Below are 21014 nucleotides of genomic sequence, written 5' to 3'. Positions count from 1 at the left end.
ATAATCAACCAGGTCCCCTTCTCAGGTCCCGGCAACGGGTCCGGATCGGGCTAAATCGAAAAGGAGTGAAGAAAGACAATGGCGGCGCTCAAAAAATGGCTTTCAATTATGCTGGCTTTCGTTATCATAGGAGCCATGATTCCGCAGTATGCGACAGCCGGTTCGTACGGCTGGGATCTCCGGAGTCCTTTGCCCACGCGCAATACGTTTAACGCCGTGGCTTACGTCAACAACATGTTCGTGGCGGTGGGAGAAAACGGGACGATTGCAACTTCCACAGACGGAATAACCTGGAGCAGCCAAAGAAGCAATTCCAACGCTATTCTTAACGGGGTTACTTATGGGAATGGCAAATATGTGGCGGTGGGAAACTGGGGGTATATCCTCACTTCAACCGATGGGGTCATATGGTCAAGTCAGCAAGTCGGCACCACCAATCTTCTGGGTGTCGCTTTCGGTGGAGGCAAGTTTGTGGCGGTGGGAGGGTCGGGAAAGATTCTGGTCTCAAGCGACGCATCTTCATGGACAGAAATAACAGGCGTTACAACGGATAGGCTCATGGCCATCACCTATGGCAACGGCTGGTTTCTTGCGACAGGAGCGTCCCCAACACGGGTGATCTCGGATGACGGGGTGACTTGGACTGACGGGGGCGCTTATACGAATTGGGAAGGATATACCGGCGTTGCCTACGGCAACAACAAGTATGTGGTGGTAGGCAGTCAGGGAGGGATTATTTATTCGACTTTTCTCTCGAGAACTAACTGGCAGGCGTGGGCAATTGGCAAGAACAGGGGCAGCGCCGCCATAGACGGTTTCTCTGGCGTCACTTATGGGAATGGCAAGTATGTCGCGGTGGGGATCGGTGGTAAGGTCTACACTGCCTCCAACTACGCAAACGACTGGCAAGCGCAGAGCAGTGGTACGACCAACAATCTGAATGCTGTGACCTATGGCAACAACATCTTTGTGGCGGTGGGCATTTATGGGTCGATCCTGACTTCTGCCGACGGTGTGACATGGACGAGTCGGATTCAAGGCACGACACAGCCCGTTCGAGGCATCGGTTTCTTCAATAACAAATTCGTGGGAGTAGGGTATTACGGAACGCTCCTGACTTCCAGCGACGGTGCGTTATGGCAGAAGCAAGCAATGGATTCGTCGATCAGTCTTGAAGACGTTAGCTATGGCAACGGCACATACGTGGCGTTAGGATCTGGCGGCAGAATCATGACTTCAACGGACGGAACAACCTGGACAAGTCAAGCGTCAGGCGGCGCGTGGACGGATTCTTATTATGGCTTGAGCTACGGCGAGGGGAAATTTGTAGCGGTCAAATATGGAGGCAAAATCCGGACCTCGCTTGACGGAGCAACCTGGACTGAAGTCACGAGTCCCACGACGAACACGCTCAATGGCATCAGCTATAGTCGTCATCTGTTTGTGGCGGTAGGCGCCGGAGGCACGGTCATCACTTCGCCAGATGGAGAGAACTGGACGCTGCAAACGAGCGGCACACAAGTCAATCTTAAAAGCATCGGCTACGGCAGCGGCAAGTTTGTAGCGGTGGGAGATACCGGAACGATCCTGACCTCAACCAACGGTGTGGATTGGGTCGCGCAAACCAGCGGAATACAGAGCATACTTAACGGCGTGGGCTACGGTAATGGCGCTTTTGTAACCGTGGGAAAAGACGGGGTTATTTTAACCTCGACCGACGGCATGAATTGGACGCCGCTGGCGAGCGGTACCCAGGAAGAACTTAACAAAGTCAGTTACGGCAACAACACCTATGTGGTGGTGGGTCAGAACGGAATCATTCTAAAGCGAACCGTGCAGCCGAACAGCACAATCGATCCGTCCGGCGCAAGCTTCGATAAGTATGCCTCGTCTGCGGATTATACCGATGTGAATGTTACGCTGTCCTTGAATGGAAATACACTGACCGGCATCAGTAACCAATCCTCGGTGCTGGGAGCGGGCGTGGACTATACGGTAAGCGGAAATACGGTGACGATCAAGAAGGAGTATTTGGCCGCGCAATCGGTTGGGACGACGAGGTTGGCCTTCACGTTCAGTGCGGGAACGGCGCAGACACTGGAGATTGCGGTCAGCGACTCAACGCCGCAGAATGCGACGGTGAGCTACGCGCCCGGGGATCATGGCACGATCAACAGAACGAGCGAGCAGGTGACGATCGGAGGGCATCCTTCGGAGGTGCCGGCGGTTACCCCTGCCAACGGCTACCGATTTGCAGGCTGGAGCAGTGACGGAGGGCTTACAAAGCTCAACAGCCAGCAGGTAGCGGCCACGACAGTAACGGCGGACGTTCTGTACACGGCGTACTATTCGAAGATCGTCATGGGCGATGCGGATGGAAGCGGGTCCGTAACCCCTGCCGATGCGCTGCTCCTGACCCAGCATATCAAGGGCAAGATCACGCTGACGCCGGAGCAATTGCAAGGACTGGACATGAACGGTGACGGGCGATGGGACGAAGCCGATGTAAAAGCAATTCTCGCGATCGTTGCAGGAAAGGGCTGATGAAATGCATTGGAAGAAACTGATTTCGATCATACTTGCTGTCAGCATGATACTGTCTTTCAGTACGCTGGCGGCCGGCGCACCGGACCCGAAGAACTCTCTCAAGGTAAGCAGTGCGGAAGGTAGTCCGGGAGGTACCGTTGAAGCGGCAGTATATCTGACGCCGATCGACTTAATTAACCAATATGACATTACGATCTCATTCGATCCCGGGTCACTGGAGCTGGTGCAGGGAAATGAAATTACCAACAATTTAGGCGTTAATCAAAATGGCGATACCTTCGTGCCGGATTTCTCCAATGCCGGTACGGTCAACGTACGAGCCAATCTGGTCGAATACTCCATCATGACTGATAATACGAAAGTATTCACCCTTCATTTCAAAATCAAAAATACCGCACAGCCTGGGGAACTGGCGCTGAATGTGCCCAAGCACGATCTCTATGAGGGGGGAAACCTCCCATTGACAAATGTGGAAGCGGGCAAGATCAACGTGATTGCCGGAACTCGCACCGTGACGTTCGATTCGCAGGGAGGCAGCGGGGTTGACACCATCACCCATGTGAGCGACGGTACGACGATTGCCGAGCCGGCGGCGCCGGCAAGGGCCGGCTACACGTTCGCAGGCTGGTACAAGGAAGCGGAAGGGAGGAACGCGTGGAATTTTGCCGTGGATACCGTAACGTCCGATGTGATGCTCTATGCGAAGTGGACGCGGAACGCGGCGCATATTGAGATCGGCGCAAAGAGCGGAACACCGGGGTCAACGGTTAACGTGCCGGTAACGGTAGCCAGCTCGACGTATGGAATCGGCGCTTACGGCGTACAAATCGATTTTGACTCGGCAGCGTTGGAAGTAACGAAGATTACGGGAGAAGCGGGAGACTACTTCGACTCCAACTACGATAACGGCACGGGCTGGCTAAAAGCCGTGTGGGCGGACAGTGATGCCGGAGATACGCCGATTGCAGCGGGAGAGAAGCTGTTCACCGTCAGCTTCAAAATCAAGAGCGGGACGACAGCGGGGGACAAGCCGTTGACGGTGCGGACTGAAGATTTGAGCCATTTCTCAATCTCGGATTCGCTAGCAAACGAAATGGAAGCAACACTGACGACCGGCAAGGTCACGGTGAGCGAAGGACCGGTGCAGTACACGATCAGCTTCGATACGCAGGGAGGCAGCGTGGTTAGCGGCATTACCGTAAACAGCGGTACGACCATCAGCGAGCCGACAGCGCCGACGAAAGCCGGTTATACGTTCGCTGGCTGGTATAAGGATGCGGCATGGACGAATGCGTGGAACTTTGCAGCGGATACGGTAACGTCCAATGTGACGCTATATGCGAAGTGGACGGCGATTCCGGCAGTTCAATACACCGTGACGTTCAATACGTATGGAGGCAGCGTGGTTAGCGGCATTACCGTAAACAGCGGTACGACCATCAGCGAGCCGACAGCGCCGACGAAGGCTGGCTATACGTTCGCAGGCTGGTACAAGGATGCGGCGTGGACGAATGCGTGGAATTTTGCAGCGGATACGGTAACGGCTGGTGTGACACTCTATGCGAAGTGGACGGCGATTCCGGCAGTTCAATACACCGTGACGTTCGATACGCAGGGAGGCAGCGTGGTTAGCGGCATTACCGTAAACAGCGGTGCGACCATCAACAAGCCGACAGCGCCGACGAAGGCCGGTTATACGTTCGCAGGGTGGTACAAGGACGCGGCGTGGACGAATGCGTGGAACTTTGCGACGGATACGGTAACGTCCAATGTGACGCTCTATGCGAAGTGGACGAGCAATTCTTCGGACAGCTCGGGTTCGGGCAATTCTTCATCTTCTTCTTCGACCAATTCAAGCGCAACCGTCGAGAAGCAAGATGGCCTGCAAGTCATCGTCGACGGCGTGGTGAAAGAGCAAATTGCCACAGGCGCAATTGCCAAGGAGAACGGCAAGAACGTGCTGACGGCCACTGTCGACCAAGCCAAGCTGGTTGAACAGTTGAAACTTGCGGCAGACAAATCCACCGTGGTCGTTCCTGTGACTGCCAGTGTGGAGAAGGTGTCGGTTGTATTGACCGGCGACGCGGTGAAGAGCATGGCAACCAAGCAGGTAGTCCTGGAGGTACAGACGCCAAACGGTATCTACAAGCTGCCGGCGCAGCAAGTCGCTATCGACGAGGTTTCCTCCAAACTGGGAACACAGGTCGGGTTGTCGAACATCGTCGTTCATGTGGACATTGCCAAGAGCGATGAATCCGTGGCGGATCTCGCAAAGACTGCGGCGACTCAAGGAAACTATGGAATCGTGGTTCCGCCTGTCAGTTTTAAGGTGACGGCCTTTTACAACGGCAAAACGGTAAGCGTGGAGCACTTCAGCAGCTACGTGGAACGCGAAATTCCGCTTCCCGACGGCCTCGACCCAAGCAAGGTGACAACGGCTGCGGTAGTGAATCCGGATGGCAGCGTTCGCCATGTTCCGACCTTCATCACGACTCGGGCAGGAAAGCATTATGCGGTAGTGAACAGTCTCACGAACAGCGACTACTCACTGATCTGGAATCCGAAGACATTCACGGATGTAGAGGGGCATTGGTCGAAGCAGGCCGTGAACGATATGGCCTCGCGGATGATTGTCAAGGGTGTGGATGCGTACCGCTATAACCCGGATGCTTCTATTACGCGGGCGGAATTCGCGGCGATTGTCGTACGGTCGTTGGGCTTGGCCGACAACGGCAGCAGCAGCGCATTCACCGATATCAAGCCCGGCGATTGGTATGCGGGGGCCGTAGCCAAGGCTGCGGAGTATGGCTTGATCGAAGGCTACAAGAACGGGATGTTCGATCCCGCTCAGACCATTAACCGGCAGGAAGCATTGGTGATCATGGCCCGGGCGATGAAGCTGGCGGGGCTAGAGACAACTGCGAGTGATGCAGAATCCTTGCTGTCCCCGTTCGCAGACCGGGGGGCGGTAGCTTCTTGGGCGAAGCCGGCCGTTGCTGCGGCCGTGAAGAACGGTCTTGTGAAGGGCTCGTCGGAAGGATTGGAGCCAATGGGCAATCTGACCCGGGCCGAGACTGCGGCGATTGTACAACGGTTCTTGATCAAAGCCAAGCTGATCGACAACGGGAACGCCACTCAAGGTTAAGCTGAAAAAAGCGCGGCAGCACCGGAGCGAAGACGGCGTCGATTGTGCAACGATGGTTGCAGACTGCCGAGTGGATTCGAGGCAAGCTAATCAAATTCACTTAAGCAGAAGGTGGAAGACAGAGCGCAGTAGCACTCACGAACGTAGGTGTAAAATTGAAAAAGCCTTGTCCCACAAGGTATTCGTAATGCAAATGTACAGAACCCCCATCGCTTCCCTGGCAGCGGTGGGGTCAGGGGGCAGATCCCTTAGGAGTCTGTCGGACGGAGTTACTTTTGTGCATATCGGGGTAAATCAGGATTGCGTATATTGCCTCTCACGATGCATAATTGCTGTCATTATCGGACAGACTCCTGGGTCTTAAAAAGAAAGCGTCACTACGATAATGTAGTGGCGTTTTCTTTTTATTTCATTTTTAGTATACTGAACGTATAGTTTATGTACCTGTTGTTCAAACATGCAGCCCAAAAAAGGGGAGGGTTCGGTGCAAGAAAAAGGAAAAAGAGGGCGTCCGCGTAATGTTGAAACGCAAAAGTCGATCCTGACCGCTTCTTATGATCTCTTATTGGAAAATGGATTTGGAGCGGTCACGGTAGAAAAAATTGCTGATCGTGCCAAGGTCAGCAAAGCTACGATTTATAAATGGTGGCCTAACAAGGCCGCCGTGGTGATGGATGGTTTTATGTCTGCCGCTGCGGCAAGACTGCCCGTGCCTGACACAGGTTCAGTATTCGATGATATTCTCATTCATGCCACGAATTTAGCCCGGTTCTTGACAAGTCGGGAGGGTATGGTGATTGCGGAATTAATCGGTGAGGGGCAGATTGATTCAGGATTGGCGGAGGAATATCGGGCCCGATATTTCCGGCCTCGCCGGCTTGAGGCCCGGCAACTTATGGAGCGGGGAGTTCAACGCGGGGAATTGAAGAATAATCTCGATACCGAATTAAGCACGGATCTCATTTACGGACCGATTTTTTATCGCTTGCTGGTAACAGGTGAAAAATTGGACGATTCATATGTCCAGCATTTGGTCACTAGCGCATTTGAAGGAATCCGCTCGCCCTGAACTTATGAAGTTTGGAGGTGCCATATAAACAATGATGCAGCGATACCGCCCCGTGCAGCCGCCCGGACTTCAGCACGATATGCTCCCTGCAGGCTTCAGCTACCGGGAATATGCGCCCTGCGAGAAGCTGGCTGCGTGTATTGCCTGTTTTTGGACCATAGATTCCCATGCATCCGCAGTGAACCGTATCATACCTGACGGCTGCGTAGACATGATTATCGACCGACACTCTGCCTCTGCCCGGAAGGCCGCGTTTATCGAAGGCTTGATGACCCGATATGAGGTAATGAGCTTTTCGGAGCCGCAATCTCTATTTGGCATCCGCTTTTATCCGGAGATGGCGCAGCGCCTGCTGCAATGTCCAGTCACCGTTTTTATCGGTCATCATGTCTATCTGGAGAAAGTTTGGGGAGCCAAAGCGCTGGAGATGGTCGAAGGGATTCTGTCCGCTTTGACCGTGAGGGATATGATCGACGTCGCAGAACGCACATTCCTTCGCTTGCTCTCCAATAGCGACGATTCCTCAGATCGGCTGCTGCTTGCCGGCATGCAATACTTGTATGCTAGCAAAGGGACGATTTCAATGTCGGCGTTGGCGGACAAGCTGAGTTTCAGCGAACGGCACATCAGGAGAACCTTCGATCGTGAGCTTGGTTTAGGTCCGAAGGAAATCGCAAGCCATTGCGATGAAATACGGCTATTATGATCAATCGCATTTCATTAAGAGCTTCAAGCGCTTTTACGGCTTATTGCCTACACAATTGTCGAAAACGGACTGAACAGGTCCGTTTTTTACTATTTATTCTTAGCGGAAACAGTTATATTAATCATTGAATCCATGGAAAGCCGGGATCTAACAAAAAGCAGGAGATGATACCAATGGGAATCAAGCTCGATATGGTCGGCATTGTGACGAAGGATATGAAGAAGGCGCTGGATTTTTATCGTTTGCTCGGCCTCGAAATTCCGGAAAGTGCAAATAGCCAAGTGCATGTAGATGTACAGCAAAACGGTTTCCGGCTGGCCTTCGACACGCGGGAAATCATTGCAGATGTGTACGGCGGATGGGAGGAACCTTCCGGACATCGAATTGAGTTGGCCTTTCTGTGCGGCAGCCGCGATGCGGTAGACGAGCTGTACACTAAAATTACGGAGCATGGATACAGTTGTCACCGTGAGCCCTGGGACGCCGTATGGGGACAGCGATACGCGATCGTGAAAGACCCCGACGGCAATCTAATCAGTTTGTTCGCCTAAACTTCATTGCATTGACTGTGAGAATTGTTTTAGCTAAACTATTCTTTACATGTCATTTGGATGAGGAGAAGACCATGAGCAAAACCGTTCCTATTATATCCGGCGTGTCGCTGCAAGCTCGCAATTTCAGGCTGCTGTCATTAAGTTTAGAACAGCTTACATACAATTTGGAGGTACTTGCTCCGCATCGGCATGATTGTTTTGAAATCTTTTGGGCCACCGGTGGATACGGGAAGTTTCAAATCGATTTTCAAAGGTACAGCTACTCTCCGCATTCACTCTGTCTGATTTCCCCCGGTCAAATTCACCGTTGGCTGGAAAATGAATCGGATGAGCCGCTTACAGGCCGCCTGCTTATCTTTTCCAAGGACATGCTCGCAGAAAATAATATAGATCAAGCGGACTGGAGCGCGGCATCTTTCTTCCATTTTATGGGCGGGCATCCGATCTACAATCTCAATCCCGATCAAGCTGCCGTTGTCCAGGACCGTTTTCGTTTATTGGAACGCGAACAGACGATGGGACTTAAAAATCGCGAGGCTGCCAAAATAGGCGATTAACCGGACTATTTATGGCACTTTCCCACCCGCCATTGACGTTGATAATGATTCTCGATTAAGATGTGACCAGAATCAGACATTGATTGCCTTAGGGGGATGACAAAGCGTGAGTTTGGAACATTTAATCAGGGAACGGCGAAGTATCCGGAAATTCAACAGCGTGCCGGTTTCGCAAGAGTTGGTCATCAAGCTGCTGCAAAAAGCCGAACAACTGTGTCCTTATGATGGAGAAGCACGTTGGCGCTATGTCTATGCAGGTACTCCCGAAGCGCGGGAACGGTTGGCTGACTACTTAATGGAAAAAATGCAGGAAAGCAAAATGGCCAGACTGGTTCTGGGCAAGCTGGCCGAGAGCTATCGCAAGCGTTTTGTGGAGGTGCCTGCCAACGTCATTGTGATGGCAAAGACGGATTCCGATCCGATCCAATACGATGAAGCTGATGGATAGGCTTATTGGGCCGCTGCACGACCTCCGATTTGAAATGCGTCCGGTTCCGCAGGCACTTGTGCTGGCTTTGGAAAAGACGCTGGGTGTAAGGGTTTCTTTCTATGACTGGATGTTTGATCGCAGGTATTGCCAAAAGCTTGGCGTATCGGAAAAGGAGAGAATCGTGGCCGTACTTGATTTGGGGTTTTATCCGCAAATACCGGAAGCGGCGCCATCATCGTCTCCGTCTTTAAGATGGAGCTTGCTGTAGAAATCGAAGCGCCACCCAAAAAAAACGCGAAGGCTCAATGCCGCGCGGTTTTTGGTTGAAGGCGGTCGAACCTGTCATGACCGGATTCGGCCTGTGCTGCAGGTTGCAATCCGGTTTTTCCGTATCATCCGCACGCCGAATCAGGCGTTTTTTTGCGTTTACAAAGAAAGAATTGACGTGAAAACGGTTTATAAATATAATAAAAACGTATTAGCAAAACGTTTTAGCATAACGTATTAGCACGAATATTTCATTTATATCGAAATGAGAGGGAGAAACGGATGAAAGCACTTGCCCAAGGCGTGTGGCCGACGATGGTCACTCCTTTTACAGCGGAAAACGAGGTTGATTACGAAGTTCTGGAACGGGCGATTGAGTGGTATATCGGCAACGGGGTGGACGGCCTTTTTGCGGTATGCCAGTCCAGCGAAATGTTTTTTCTGAGCCTGGAGGAGCGGGTTCGGGTTGCGGCTTTTGTCAAAGAGAAGGCAGCGGGACGCGTCCCTGTCATAGCTTCGGGCCATATCGCGGAAACGATGGAAGATCAGGTGGAAGAGCTGAATGCGATCGCCGCGACGGGAATTGACGCTTTGGTGCTGATTACGAACAGGCTGGCGCAGCAGGACGAGTCGGACGAGGTTTTCAAAAGCAACCTGGAGAAGCTGCTTGCACAAATTCCGGCGGACGTCCCGCTCGGGTTTTATGAATGCCCGTTTCCTTACAAAAGACTGATTTCCCCCGAATTGTTGAAATGGTCGGCGGACACCGGCAGATTCCTTTTTCTTAAAGATACGAGCTGCGATGTGGAAAATATAAAAGCAAAAATGGAAGCTGTCCAAGGCACAGGCCTTCAAATATATAACGCGAACACGGCGACGCTGCTGGAAACGATCAAGCTTGGAATTACGGGATACAGCGGCATTATGGCGAATTTCCATCCCGATTTGTACGTCTGGTTGATGCGTCATTGGGCGGAGCGGGCTGAGGAGGCCGAGCACTTGATCCAGTTTTTAAGCATAGCCTCCTTGATTGAAAAACAATTGTACCCGGTCAACGCCAAATATTACTTGATGCTGGAAGGCGTCTACTCCAACTACGTGAGCCGTTCCAAAAATTATCAGGAATTTACGGCGACGAACCGCCTCGAAGTCAGGCAGTTGTACGCTTTGTCCAAAGCTTATGCCAAACAGTACAAAAACTAACTCAAACAAGCCTACTTTCAGGAGGAATGATCGATGAGTACAGCGGTGTTCACGAATCGTTTGCAAGGAGATTTGCCGAAAATCGGAATCCGTCCGGTGATCGACGGCCGCCGGGGCGGTATCCGTGAATCGCTGGAGGAGCCGACGATGAATATGGCGAAAGCTTGTGCTCAATTTTTGAGCGAACATGTGCGCCATTCGTCCGGTCACCCGGTGGAATGCGTCATTGCCGATACGACGATCGGCGGCGTGGCCGAAGCGGCGAAAGCGGCGGAAAAATTCCGCAAGGAAGGTGTCGGGCTGACAATTACCGTAACGCCGTCTTGGTGCTATCCGCTCGAAACGATCGACACCGATCCTTGCATGCCGAAAGCGGTTTGGGGCTTCAACGGGACGGAGCGCCCCGGCGCCGTGTACCTGGCTTCGGCGCTCGCCGCCCACAATCAGAAGGGGCTTCCGGCCTTCAGCATTTACGGCAAAGACGTTCAGGATATCGGAGACAGCTCCATTCCGGAGGACGTGCAGGCCAAACTGCTGCAGTTCGCCAAAGCGGGATTGGCGGTGGCGACGCTGCGCGGCAAATCGTATTTGGCGATGGGAACCGTATCGATGGGTATCGCCGGCTGCATCGTGGACGAGACGTTTTTCCAGGAATATTTGGGCATGCGCAATGAGTATGTGGACATGTCGGAATTCGTGCGGCGGATGGAACGCGAAATTTATGACAAGGACGAATATCGCAGAGCGCTTGCCTGGACGAAGGAGAACTGCCGGACCGGAGCGGACGTCAACCCGCCGGAGCTGCAGCGGACGGCCGAGCAGAAGGAGCAGGACTGGGAAACGGTCGTGAAAATGACGCTCATTGCCCGCGATTTGATGATCGGGAATCCGAAGCTCGCCGAGATGGGCTACGAGGAGGAAGCGATGGGGCGCAATGCGATTGCCGCAGGCTTCCAAGGGCAGCGGGCTTGGACGGATCATTTTCCGAACGGCGATTTCATGGAGGCGATTTTGACCAGTTCGTTCGATTGGAACGGCATTCGCGAGCCTTTCATGCTGTCTACCGAAAATGACAATCTCAATGCGGTAACGATGCTTTTCGGGCATTTGCTGACGAACAGCGCGCAAATTTTTGCCGATGTGAGGACGTACTGGAGTCCGGAAGCCGTGAAGCGCGTGACCGGGCAAGAGCTGACGGGGGCGGCTGCGGGCGGCGTCATTCATTTGATCAATTCGGGGCCTGCGGCGTTGGATGGAACCGGTGAGCAAATGCTTAATGGGCAGCCGGCCATGAAGCCGTTCTGGGACATCAGCGATGAAGAGGCTCAAACATGTATGGACGCTGTGCAGTGGTGCCCGGCGGTCGATTTTTTCCGCGGGGGCGGGTATTCGACAGACTTTACGACGCGCGGCGGCATGCCGATGACGATGGCGAGGATCAACTTGATCAAGGGTGTCGGGCCTGTGCTGCAGCTTGCCGAAGGATATTCCGCCCGTCTGCCTCAGGAAGTTCACGACGCGCTCGATCAACGTTCGAATCCGACGTGGCCGACGACATGGTTCGTCCCGATCGTGACCGGAGAAGGCGCGTTCAAAGACGTGTACTCCGTTATGAATAACTGGGGCTCCAACCATTGTGCCGTCAGCAGCGGCCATGTCGGCGCCGAATTGATTACACTGGCGTCGATGCTGCGTATCCCGGTCTGCATGCACAATGTGTCCGAAGACCGCGTATTCCGGCCAAGCGCCTGGACGGCGTTCGGCATCAACGAGCCGTTGGGCGCAGATTATCGGGCTTGCTCGGCGTTCGGGCCTTTGTACCGGTAGAGCGGGGCGGCGCATGAAAAAGAAGTACGTCATTGGCATTGACTACGGTACGGAATCCGGGCGTGCGGTTCTCGTCGATGTCGATACCGCGGAGGAACTGGGCGTCCATGTGACGCCCTACCCGCATGGGGTCATCGACGAAGCTTTGCCTACTCGGGCAGGCCCCTTGAGCCGGATTGGACGCTGCAGCATCCTGGCGATTACATGGAAGTTTTGCGCCGTTCGGTGCCTGAGGAGTCTATCCGATGAACCACGTAGAAGGTATTTATCTGCAAAATGACAGTCATTACGCAGCGTAAGCGGCAATATATGCAGTCATTATTCACCCGGTATGCACAAAAGTAACTCCGTCGGACAGACTCCGAGGTGCTGCAAAGCTCAGGCATCGCGCCCGGGCATGTGATCGGGATCGGAGTTGATTTTACGGCGTGCACGATGCTTCCCGTCGATGAGGCCGGCGTGCCGCTGTGCATGAAGGAAGCATACCGCGATGAGCCGCATGCGTATGTCAAGCTGTGGAAGCACCATGCCGCACAGGGAGAGGCGAACCGCATCAATGAGACGGCGGAGGCGATGGGTTTGTCTTTCCTGGGACGGTACGGGGGGAAGACGTCGTCGGAGTGGATGGTTGCCAAAGCGTGGCAAACCTTGAACGAAGCCCCGCATATATACGATGCGGCGCATCAATTTATAGAAGCGGCGGACTGGGTCGTGTAACAAATGAGTCCCGGCACTCCGTGATGGTTGTGGAGGGGAAGTCTTTGACATGGGCGAAATTCGCCTGCTGCGAAGACAGCGCAGCCGTTCGCTAACCGGGGTGGCGCCCGCAAAACCTGCGAAAGTCAGGCTGTTGAAAAATCCCCGCGGTCAGCGGCGATAACTACAATCTGCCTGGCAGCACGAAGAAAACCTGCAAAAATACATGAATTTGCGTTCTTGATCGCTGGCCACGAACAATTCCTGCAATTGTGCAGGCTTTTCAGCGGGGACATGGGCTCAGGTTCAATTTCAGCGAAAATTCCTGCACTTTTGCAGGTTTTTCGCCAAAATAAGCAAATTCCAAAGAAAAAACCTGCACTTTCGCAGGCATTTTCCTATCAAGATGTCTCCTGCCCATTTTGTTCAGTTCAGTGACCTCACAAGGAGAGGTGCGCGCCCAGAAAAAGCGGTTGTTCCTCAAATTAGGGCCTCACTGTTTCCATTAGCCCAAACTGAGTATCGCGATTTTCTCGGGCAGCCTGGAAAGTGGGAGGTTCTCCGCGCTGCCAAGTAGATGTACCGGTTCTCCGCGCTGCCAATCAGATGTACCGGTTCTCTTCGCGCCACCAAGTAGATGTGCCGGCTCTAGTAGGCGGGTTTTGCATCAGCTCTTACAGCTTTTCTGCGCGCGCTGAGCAAGTTGGAAAAGTGTTATCCGCGGAGGGAGAACGAGGGCGGCGTGCTGCTTTCGCATCGTTCGGAGCGAGAAACTAAAGCCGGGAACCCTTGGGAAGGGGAATCCCGGCTTTTTGTTTCGCGGCCCGTACTTTCAGCGCGGTTCCGGTGCAACCGAAATGAACTTCCTCCGCTACCGGGCCGGTTTGCCATATCCAAGCTGTGCTTTGGCTGCGTCCGACATCATGTTCGGCGTCCAGGGCGGTTCCCATACGACTTGGACTTTGACGGATTTGAGGCCCAGCTGGCCTTGGAGGACGTACTTGGCGCCCCCGGCAATCGTATCGTGCAGCGGGCAGCCCGGCGTAGTAAGCGTCATGCGGACAACCAGCTCATCCTCTTTCCAATCTATCCCATATATAAGTCCGAGATCGACAATATTGACCCCCAACTCCGGATCGTTCACCTGCCGCAGCAGACCGAGAATGCGTTCTTCCGATCTTTCGTCCATATGCCATTGCTCCTTTCTTCATGTGTCAACGGGTAAACACAAGCGAGATGAAAGAAATATATCCGAGTGAAACGGCGGAAAATACGACTCCGCCGACGACTGTCAAAGTCTGCACGCCTAACATCAAACCGGAAAACAGAAGCAGCAGAGAGCAAGCAAGGGCGGTTAGGCCGGTTTGAACTCTTTTTTCTCCCAGCAGTTCCGCCAATGTCGGTATGCCGGGTTTTCCCGCTTGCGGGCCATATTTGTGCGTCCACCATAAAAATGGCACAATTTTGGATAAGTAACATAAAATCGTAAAGCCAACCCAACCCGCCAAATAGATCCAGCCGGCAAGCGTGACAAATTCGGCCGTCAATGTACGATGTGTGTTCCACGCTAAATACACCAGCATCACAGCGGCTGCGCCGGCAAGAACGCGGCTGCTCCAAACGGACCATGCGATCCCCGCACCCGGATGCCGCTTATGGCGGTATTTGCGGATCTGGGCAAGATGCCAATTATACGCGGCAAGGGCTAGCGTTATACATAGGAATGCGGCCCATTTTGCCCAAAAACCCCATTCAAACAGGAAGGCAGCTGCACCCGTTAAAACGCCGAGATTCCACAAACAAAGCGTAACACTCCGCGATCTTGTCGGAAATCCATGCGCCAAATAGAACATGGGCGCCATTTTGTAGCTGAATCCGGTAATGAGCATCCCGAACCAACCTACGGCCCCGAGCCAAATATGCGCGCCGAATAATCGTTCATGCAGCATGTTCCACTCACCCAGCGCAAAATTCAGCCCCATAGCCATGCCGGAAATCCCTGTCAAAGCCAGATACAAAACGGAGCAGGCCGTGCTGACAGTAATAGCGTCCCACTGTGCGGCGCGGAATAAGGTGACGGCCATGTTCCAGGCGAACAGGAAAATACCGATCAGCGCAATCGTTGCAAAGCCCGCGATCCAGGCAACTTTCCCTTCCGCAAAACCGTACAGCAATCCGGCTGTGCCAACCGTAAAAAACGCGTAATGAACATAAGCAAGCTTTTCACTGTAAACGTTCGACTGCAAAATAACATGAATGAGCTGGTATACGGCTCCCATCGCAATCATCGTGGCCCATCCCAATATGAGCAAATGAATGTGAAACCAGCCGGACGGACCGCGCATATAGCCGTTCATCCAATCGGCCAGCGCGGCCAGCGAAGATAGATGAAACAGCACAAACCCGGTGATTCCCGTTACAATGAACAAAAAGGGGAGTCGGAACATCGGCGTTCACCTCTTCACCTTTTGTATGGCAACACGGGCGGAGCCGTCCGGCTGCTCTTCGATCTTATACACATAGCCAAGAGCATTCAATTCCTCGATGAGAAAAGCGGGCACCCGATCATTGTGAATGATCACTTCGTCGCCAAGTCCGCACGCTTCCAGTGCGCTTAATGTGCGAATCATCGGCTGCGGCGGTTCAAGCCCGCGGTTGTCGAGTTCTATCGTCCTTCTATCGGCTGCCGCTGTTTCTTTGCACTCCGGGGCTTCTTCCGCCATTTTTGCCGTCCAATCCTCCGGGGAATCCAGCCATTTCTTGTTTTTCTTATTTACAAAAGTGACCTTCCAGTGCTGCAAGTCGATTTGCTCTGTTTTGTGGGCATACCCTTTCAGTTTCATAATCCCCAGCAAGGGAGTCGGCTTTATTGTGGCGTGCAAAACAAAGATATCGTCGATTTCTAATGAACGGACCTGATCCATAATCATTTGAAAAGGCTCCATTTTTTGCTGCAAATAAGGTCTTACATCCAATTCGAAAGTTCGCGAAGCTGCAGGTTTCATTTTGGATCACCTCCCCGTACCGAATATCGTTTATTTCGCCGGCAAGTTTTGATTACAGGTACAGTATAAAGGAGCGATGCGAGCAGCTTTGTGATTGGAATCACAATCAAGCAAAACGATATTCGGACATCGTGATATTGATCACAGATGGAATGTATCTGGTCCCGTACAATCGATGTAAAAGAACGTCGGGAGTGAGAGCCGAATCCGCTGCCCGGGATATCGGGCGAGCGGCTCTTGCTGCCGATCCAAGGAGGTACTGCACCATGAAGTCGGAGTTTGTTTTGGATATATGTTTTATTCGTGAAAGAAGTTTGGAGGATCGGTTCATCCAATCGGTAGAATTGCTGCTGGAGAACCTATTTGCCGGCAAAGCGCGCTGGAATGCGGCTGAAAAGCAGGAAGAAGGGCTGGACATTGTCATCGCCGAAGTTGCAGGGCATGGAGATTGGGAGGAAGAGGAGGACATGATCCGGTATTTGAAAGAGCATGCGCCTTCCCATTTTTGGGAGTGGCTGCAAGGATACCGGCTGGAGATCGATGTGAAGCAGAAGGCGGAATGCAGCCATTGCGGCAAACATGCATCCGCGGCAGGAGCTTCATGATCGGGCGGCGAGCGCTGTCATCAAAATGCGCATAATGCCGGAACATGCAAAGAAAGCGCCGGGTTAGAGGGACTGAGCTGAGACTGAGCTCCCTAACCCGGCGCTCTTTTTGCGCTGTCTTAAAAACGCGGCGATTGCGGCCAATGCGGCGGCTTGTCTCGATCGGGAATGACAAACGAAATCGTCGTTCCCACGTTCGGCTGGCTCCGAATCGTTAAGCCCCGGCCGTACCGCTGCGTCAATCGGCGGTTCGTATTCAGCAGACCGATGCCTCTTTCGTTCTTTCCGGCCTGGTCAAGCAGCTGGCGGACTTTTTGTTCGTCCATGCCTTTGCCGTCATCCTTGATCTCAAAAAGGGTGGCGCGCTCCAGGCGGGCAATCTGGATATACACCGTGCCGCCTCTGGTTCTGCTGAGCAGGCCGTGCTGGACCGCATTTTCGACCAATGGCTGCAGAGTGAGCGGCGGAAGAAGCAGATCGATGTCAGGTTCGATATCCCACTGGACGGACAGCCGCTCCTCAAAGCGTTCCTGCTCGATAAACAGATAGGCCCGCACCAACTCCAGTTCATGGGCGAGCTCAACCAGCTGCTCCGAATTCAAAAAGTCGATGCTGATTCGCAAATACGATGTAAAAGCTTCTGTGAGGCTGCGCATTTTGTCCGTGCTGATCTCGCTTAACGCCATAATGGCATTGAGCGTATTGAACAGAAAATGGGGATGAATTTGCGCTTGCAAATAGGCGGCCTCCATACGCAGGCTTTCGTTGATCGACTGCTTTAACGTCGTCAGCGACCGGACGCGGTATTTCAGCTCCATGGCGTCGACCGGCTTGGCGATGTAATCGTTGGCTCCCGACAAGAAGCCGGAATAAATATCTTCGGGCTGGCTGCGCGCAGTCAGCAGCAAAATCGGCAGCTCCGAGCTCGTGAAGCGCTCCCGCACAAGGCGCGTCAGCTCATAGCCGGACATATGCGGCATCATGACGTCGGCGATCAGCAAGTCCCACGGCTCCGTACCGAGCAGCTCCAGAGCTTCCTGGGCGGACATGACGCTTTTGATGTTAAACGGGTCCGCGGAAAAAATGCTGGCCAGCACCCGCAAATTTACCGGATCGTCGTCCACGGCAAGTATGTTCAGCCGATCGGCAGCAGGGTGCACGTCCCTCATAACGGCGGCCTCGGCGCTCATAACGGCGGCCTCGGCGGCAGCGGCATTCCCGATAAACAGCCCGCCGGCGGCTTCCATGTACGACTCGGCTCCATGGTCGGTATGCGACAGCGGGAAAGCGTCGCCTGAATGCTGGGCCAAAGGGAGCGTAAAGCTGAACACCGAGCCTTGCCCCGGCTCGGACTGCATGGACAGCACGCCGCCATGCAGCTCCACAAGCTGCTTGCAGATGCTCAGTCCAAGCCCGATGCCGCCGCCGCTTATTCCTTGCGGTCCTTGCTCGTACGGCAAAAATATGCGCTCTCGCGTTTCCACATCCATCCCGCATCCGGTATCCGTCACATGGATGACAGCTTGACCGTTTCTGACTTCCGCCGAAATCGTCACCGTGCCATAATCGGTGTATTTAATGGCGTTGTGCAGCAGGTTGAATAAAATTTGCACAAGCCTCTGCTCATCGGCAAAAACGGGCGGCATGGATTGTGCAATATCCATTTTCAGCCGGACGGGCGTGCCGTCGGTCATAAATTCAAGCATGTCGATAACGCCGGAAGCGACCGACTGGATGCCCAACGGTTCCTGCTTAAGCGCGATCCGCTTGTCTTGAAGCCGTGCGATGTCAAGCAGATCGTTCAGCATATGCGACATTCGGCGGCTGATCGTAATCAGCAGCTTCATCTCATTGAAGCTTTTTTCGCTCATCGTATGCTTTTCATTCGTCACGACGGCTTGGGCGATATTGATAATACCGTGCAGCGGCGTCCTCAGCTCGTGCGAAGTGTTGGCAAGAAATTGGTCTTTCAGCTTGTCGGCGGCCTGGAGCTGTTCGTTAAGCTTGGCGTTTTCCTCAGAATTACGGAAATACCGCTTGAACCAATAAGCCGAAAACCCGACGATCGCGGCGATGACATCGATTGGATAATACAACCGGATCGCCGTTCCGTTATGATAAATCACGCCCCAGATGACGCTGGACAAAATGCTGACGGCTGCAAACAGCAGGAATACGGAATCCTTATGATTTCTGAGAATCATCGTTCCGATCAGCCAGACAAACCAAACTATCGGGAACATATACAGAACCGCAAAAAAGTTGACTGAGGCCGGAGCATAAATATGCTGCGCCGACGCAGCCAGCACAAATGCCGAATAAAGGCCAAGCGCAGCTGAATAGCCGTAGAACAGTTTGACGCGTTCCGCATAGCCGGAGAAGCTTCTTGCCATAAGGAGTATGAAAAAGGGCAGCCATATATAGGATAGAAGCTTGATTTTCAGAGCCCACGTGTAATTGATCGGAAACCAGATCAGCAGCAGCGTTTCGTGGTCGGCCGCAATCGATACGCTGACGGTAACAAGCAGCAGAAAGAACACCAGGAACGCCTTTTGCCGGGGATTGAAAACGTACAGTATGCAGGCATACAAGCCGTGCAGCAGCAAAATGACGAACGTGACGAGCTGAAAACCGATAGAGTACCAATGCTCGGTATCAATGGCCGCCTGCGAGCCGAAGTGAATCGATCTCGTAATTCCGCCGTTCCGCGGATGGTCGAAATTGGCAGCCTGTATAATCAGTTCGATGTCCGCTTGTCCGTCTGCGGTATAAGTGGCCGTGTAAGAGACCGACTTCGGCTTGTACAATTCCGCTTGCACAGCCGGCCGCCCGATTGCGGACTCGACTTTTCCGTTTATTTCAACCATAGAGGCGGTTTCGATCTCCTGAAACCAGAATCCGTACGGCTCATCTATGGGCTTATCGATCAAAATGCGCAGCCGGTACGTTCCGTAGCCGAACGACGTGTCTCCCGCTTCGGACAAAGCGCCGCTCCAATCGCCCGGAACTTGAACATAGCGCGGCTTGCCGGCGTTTTGGCGCAGCAGGTCTTCATGCGAAACGAACTTGCCCGGATAAAATTCCCATTCGCCGTCCAGCGGGATGGAATGCGACTGTTTAAAATTCCAGCTGCGCAAATCCACTACGCCGCGCAACGCTTGCGGATGCTCCGGGGTAGCGACGATCCCGAACCAAATCAGCCGCAATCCAAGGAGTACGGCAAGAAACAACAAAATAAAAGCTGCATATTTCAACATATAGTTGCCTTGTTTTGTATTCATAATTTTAATAATTCTACGTAAAGTCAGTTTTTCCTTTTAAAAGCTTGCCGATCGTCTTCCCCGGTTTTATCCCGGCGAGCAGTTGAAAAACGCTCGATTTTGAGCAAATTGACATGGTATGGCAGTTGAAAGTATAGATTTGGCAGTGCTTTTCGGGCCAGGATCGTGGTGTCAGTCAGGCCACTAACGAATGTACAACGACTAAAGCCAGTATCGAGCCGCTCGTGCAGCGGGCCGTTATGCTTTGCTTTGGCTGAGGAGAGGAGCCGCCTGCTCAAGTTTGCCGCGGCCGATGCCGGAGACCATGACATCCGGTTTACTGCTCCCGGATAGAGCAGAAAGCACATCCTGCCCGGCAGCGTGAAGAAAAGCTGCAAAAGTGAGACTATCGATCGCCCCGCCCGTTTACGCTGCGCCTCAACCTGGCAACGTGCGAAAAGCCTGCAAAAGTGCATCTTTTTGCTCCCCGGTGCGCTTGCCTACGACAAATTCCTGCAAATCTGCAGGTTTTTCCGCCCAAACTCCCACTCTAGCCCAAATTGACCGGAAATTCCTGCACAATCGCAGGCTTTTCGCTAAACCGGGCCGTTTCCACCGAAAAAAACTGCACTTTTGCAGGTTTTGCGGGATGTGCCGGCCGCCGCTTAACGAACCAGTACCAGCTAACACGCCATGGGTACACCACGACACAAGTTGATCTGCCATAGTGGAACTATCGATCGCCCCGCCCGTTTACGCTGCGCCTCAACCTGGCAACGTGCGAAAAGCCTGCAAAAGTGCATCTTTTTGCTCCCCGGTGCGCTTGCCTACGACAAATTCCTGCAAATCTGCAGGTTTTTCCGCCCAAACTCCCACTCTAGCCCAAATTGACCGGAAATTCCTGCACAATCGCAGGCTTTTCGCCAAACCGGGCCGTTTCCACCGAAAAAAACTGCACTTTTGCAGGTTTTGCTTGCTGCATCGATCGACTGCCGTCATGCAGCGCGACATCACGCGCTGGGCAATGCGCGCGGCGCGCCAGCCTTGCCCCGGGCAGCATCCCGGTTGCCCTGCCGAAGTGTCGGGACTTTCCCGGCACTTTCTGCATGTTGCTTTTGTCAACGCTTGGAATTGGGCCACGTC

The 21014-nt window shown here is 53.3% G+C and carries 18 protein-coding genes and 2 pseudogenes; 14 read left to right on the top strand and 6 right to left on the bottom strand.

The window, feature by feature from the left end:
- The first annotated feature begins 78 nt into the window (after window positions 1-78).
- The 13 genes and pseudogenes from AC3G2T_RS16830 to AC3G2T_RS16770 all read left to right on the top strand — a co-directional run.
- Window positions 79-2544 (top strand): X2-like carbohydrate binding domain-containing protein, encoded by a 2466-nt coding sequence (locus tag AC3G2T_RS16830; protein ID WP_488436246.1) that lies wholly within the window; start codon window positions 79-81, stop codon window positions 2542-2544.
- Window positions 2545-2548: 4 nt separating this feature from the next.
- Window positions 2549-5692 carry an InlB B-repeat-containing protein gene (locus tag AC3G2T_RS16825; protein WP_488436245.1) on the top strand — a complete coding sequence of 1048 codons (3144 nt, stop codon included), beginning with the start codon at window positions 2549-2551 and terminating at the stop codon, window positions 5690-5692.
- Between the two features lie 484 nt (window positions 5693-6176).
- Entirely contained in the window at window positions 6177-6761 is a 585-nt protein-coding gene (locus AC3G2T_RS16820) for a TetR/AcrR family transcriptional regulator (RefSeq protein WP_474681927.1), read from the top strand.
- Window positions 6762-6792: 31 nt separating this feature from the next.
- Window positions 6793-7467: a DUF6597 domain-containing transcriptional factor gene (locus AC3G2T_RS16815; RefSeq protein WP_488436244.1), complete on the top strand. Its 675-nt coding sequence runs from the start codon at window positions 6793-6795 to the stop codon at window positions 7465-7467.
- On the top strand, window positions 7448-7540 hold the full coding sequence (locus AC3G2T_RS16810) for a helix-turn-helix domain-containing protein (RefSeq protein ID WP_474681925.1): 93 nt from the start codon (window positions 7448-7450) through the stop codon (window positions 7538-7540). The genes AC3G2T_RS16815 and AC3G2T_RS16810 overlap by 20 nt, the downstream gene beginning before the upstream one ends.
- Before the next feature lie 100 nt (window positions 7541-7640).
- Entirely contained in the window at window positions 7641-8018 is a 378-nt protein-coding gene (locus tag AC3G2T_RS16805; protein ID WP_488436243.1) for a VOC family protein, read from the top strand.
- A 74-nt stretch (window positions 8019-8092) separates the two neighbouring features.
- The gene (locus AC3G2T_RS16800) at window positions 8093-8578 is read left to right on the top strand and encodes a cupin domain-containing protein (RefSeq protein WP_488436242.1); all 486 of its coding nucleotides are present in this window, start codon (window positions 8093-8095) and stop codon (window positions 8576-8578) included.
- Between the two features lie 106 nt (window positions 8579-8684).
- Complete coding sequence (locus tag AC3G2T_RS16795; protein ID WP_488436241.1) at window positions 8685-9026, top strand: nitroreductase family protein; 342 nt, start codon at window positions 8685-8687, stop codon at window positions 9024-9026.
- Window positions 9019-9276, top strand: coding sequence for a hypothetical protein (locus AC3G2T_RS16790; protein ID WP_488436240.1), 258 nt, complete (start codon window positions 9019-9021; stop codon window positions 9274-9276). The genes AC3G2T_RS16795 and AC3G2T_RS16790 overlap by 8 nt, the downstream gene beginning before the upstream one ends.
- A gap of 281 nt (window positions 9277-9557) precedes the next feature.
- Window positions 9558-10478 carry a dihydrodipicolinate synthase family protein gene (locus tag AC3G2T_RS16785; protein ID WP_488436239.1) on the top strand — a complete coding sequence of 307 codons (921 nt, stop codon included), beginning with the start codon at window positions 9558-9560 and terminating at the stop codon, window positions 10476-10478.
- 33 nt (window positions 10479-10511) lie between these two features.
- Window positions 10512-12305, top strand: coding sequence for an L-fucose isomerase (locus AC3G2T_RS16780; protein ID WP_488436238.1), 1794 nt, complete (start codon window positions 10512-10514; stop codon window positions 12303-12305).
- 13 nt (window positions 12306-12318) lie between these two features.
- A pseudogene (locus AC3G2T_RS16775) lies at window positions 12319-12536 on the top strand (ribulokinase); the annotation flags it as partial.
- A gap of 135 nt (window positions 12537-12671) precedes the next feature.
- Window positions 12672-13019: pseudogene (locus tag AC3G2T_RS16770) on the top strand (ribulokinase); the annotation flags it as partial.
- A 265-nt stretch (window positions 13020-13284) separates the two neighbouring features.
- Here the strand turns inward: AC3G2T_RS16770 and AC3G2T_RS16765 are convergent.
- The 4 genes from AC3G2T_RS16765 to AC3G2T_RS16750 form a co-directional block, all read right to left on the bottom strand.
- Window positions 13285-13485, bottom strand: coding sequence for a hypothetical protein (locus AC3G2T_RS16765; RefSeq protein WP_488436237.1), 201 nt, complete (start codon window positions 13483-13485; stop codon window positions 13285-13287).
- A gap of 387 nt (window positions 13486-13872) precedes the next feature.
- A complete protein-coding gene (locus AC3G2T_RS16760) occupies window positions 13873-14190 on the bottom strand; it encodes a metal-sulfur cluster assembly factor (protein WP_488436236.1) in 318 nt (105 codons plus the stop codon).
- 25 nt (window positions 14191-14215) lie between these two features.
- Entirely contained in the window at window positions 14216-15448 is a 1233-nt protein-coding gene (locus AC3G2T_RS16755; RefSeq protein WP_488436235.1) for a hypothetical protein, read from the bottom strand.
- 6 nt (window positions 15449-15454) lie between these two features.
- Window positions 15455-16006: a DUF2249 domain-containing protein gene (locus tag AC3G2T_RS16750; protein WP_488436234.1), complete on the bottom strand. Its 552-nt coding sequence runs from the start codon at window positions 16004-16006 to the stop codon at window positions 15455-15457.
- A gap of 266 nt (window positions 16007-16272) precedes the next feature.
- Here AC3G2T_RS16750 and AC3G2T_RS16745 point away from each other — a divergent pair, with 266 nt between their 5' ends.
- Window positions 16273-16611, top strand: coding sequence for a hypothetical protein (locus AC3G2T_RS16745; RefSeq protein WP_488436233.1), 339 nt, complete (start codon window positions 16273-16275; stop codon window positions 16609-16611).
- Window positions 16612-16730: 119 nt separating this feature from the next.
- On the opposite strand, the gene AC3G2T_RS16740 is transcribed toward AC3G2T_RS16745, so the two are convergent.
- Together AC3G2T_RS16740 and AC3G2T_RS16735 are read right to left on the bottom strand one after the other, a co-directional pair.
- Entirely contained in the window at window positions 16731-19892 is a 3162-nt protein-coding gene (locus AC3G2T_RS16740; protein ID WP_488436232.1) for an ATP-binding protein, read from the bottom strand.
- A gap of 856 nt (window positions 19893-20748) precedes the next feature.
- Window positions 20749-20931, bottom strand: coding sequence for a hypothetical protein (locus tag AC3G2T_RS16735; RefSeq protein ID WP_488436231.1), 183 nt, complete (start codon window positions 20929-20931; stop codon window positions 20749-20751).
- Between the last annotated feature and the right edge of the window lie 83 nt (window positions 20932-21014).

The organism is Paenibacillus sp. sgz302191, assembly GCF_057749925.1.
The sequence above is the reverse complement of the archived record's forward strand: the minus strand, read 5'-3'. Positions and strand labels throughout refer to the sequence as shown.

Bases quoted from the DNA above. Each gene is read 5' to 3' on its own strand.
- AC3G2T_RS16740 (WP_488436232.1), bottom strand. From the start codon at position 19,892: ATGAATACAAAACAAGGCAACTATATGTTGAAATATGCAGCTTTTATT.
- AC3G2T_RS16750 (WP_488436234.1), bottom strand. From the start codon at position 16,006: ATGAAACCTGCAGCTTCGCGAACTTTCGAATTGGATGTAAGACCTTAT.
- AC3G2T_RS16745 (WP_488436233.1), top strand. From the start codon at position 16,273: ATGAAGTCGGAGTTTGTTTTGGATATATGTTTTATTCGTGAAAGAAGT.
- AC3G2T_RS16800 (WP_488436242.1), top strand. From the start codon at position 8,093: ATGAGCAAAACCGTTCCTATTATATCCGGCGTGTCGCTGCAAGCTCGC.
- AC3G2T_RS16785 (WP_488436239.1), top strand. From the start codon at position 9,558: ATGAAAGCACTTGCCCAAGGCGTGTGGCCGACGATGGTCACTCCTTTT.
- AC3G2T_RS16760 (WP_488436236.1), bottom strand. From the start codon at position 14,190: ATGGACGAAAGATCGGAAGAACGCATTCTCGGTCTGCTGCGGCAGGTG.
- AC3G2T_RS16780 (WP_488436238.1), top strand. From the start codon at position 10,512: ATGAGTACAGCGGTGTTCACGAATCGTTTGCAAGGAGATTTGCCGAAA.
- AC3G2T_RS16735 (WP_488436231.1), bottom strand. From the start codon at position 20,931: ATGCTGCCCGGGGCAAGGCTGGCGCGCCGCGCGCATTGCCCAGCGCGT.
- AC3G2T_RS16815 (WP_488436244.1), top strand. From the start codon at position 6,793: ATGATGCAGCGATACCGCCCCGTGCAGCCGCCCGGACTTCAGCACGAT.
- AC3G2T_RS16825 (WP_488436245.1), top strand. From the start codon at position 2,549: ATGCATTGGAAGAAACTGATTTCGATCATACTTGCTGTCAGCATGATA.
- AC3G2T_RS16830 (WP_488436246.1), top strand. From the start codon at position 79: ATGGCGGCGCTCAAAAAATGGCTTTCAATTATGCTGGCTTTCGTTATC.
- AC3G2T_RS16790 (WP_488436240.1), top strand. From the start codon at position 9,019: ATGGATAGGCTTATTGGGCCGCTGCACGACCTCCGATTTGAAATGCGT.
- AC3G2T_RS16805 (WP_488436243.1), top strand. From the start codon at position 7,641: ATGGGAATCAAGCTCGATATGGTCGGCATTGTGACGAAGGATATGAAG.
- AC3G2T_RS16755 (WP_488436235.1), bottom strand. From the start codon at position 15,448: ATGTTCCGACTCCCCTTTTTGTTCATTGTAACGGGAATCACCGGGTTT.
- AC3G2T_RS16810 (WP_474681925.1), top strand. From the start codon at position 7,448: ATGAAATACGGCTATTATGATCAATCGCATTTCATTAAGAGCTTCAAG.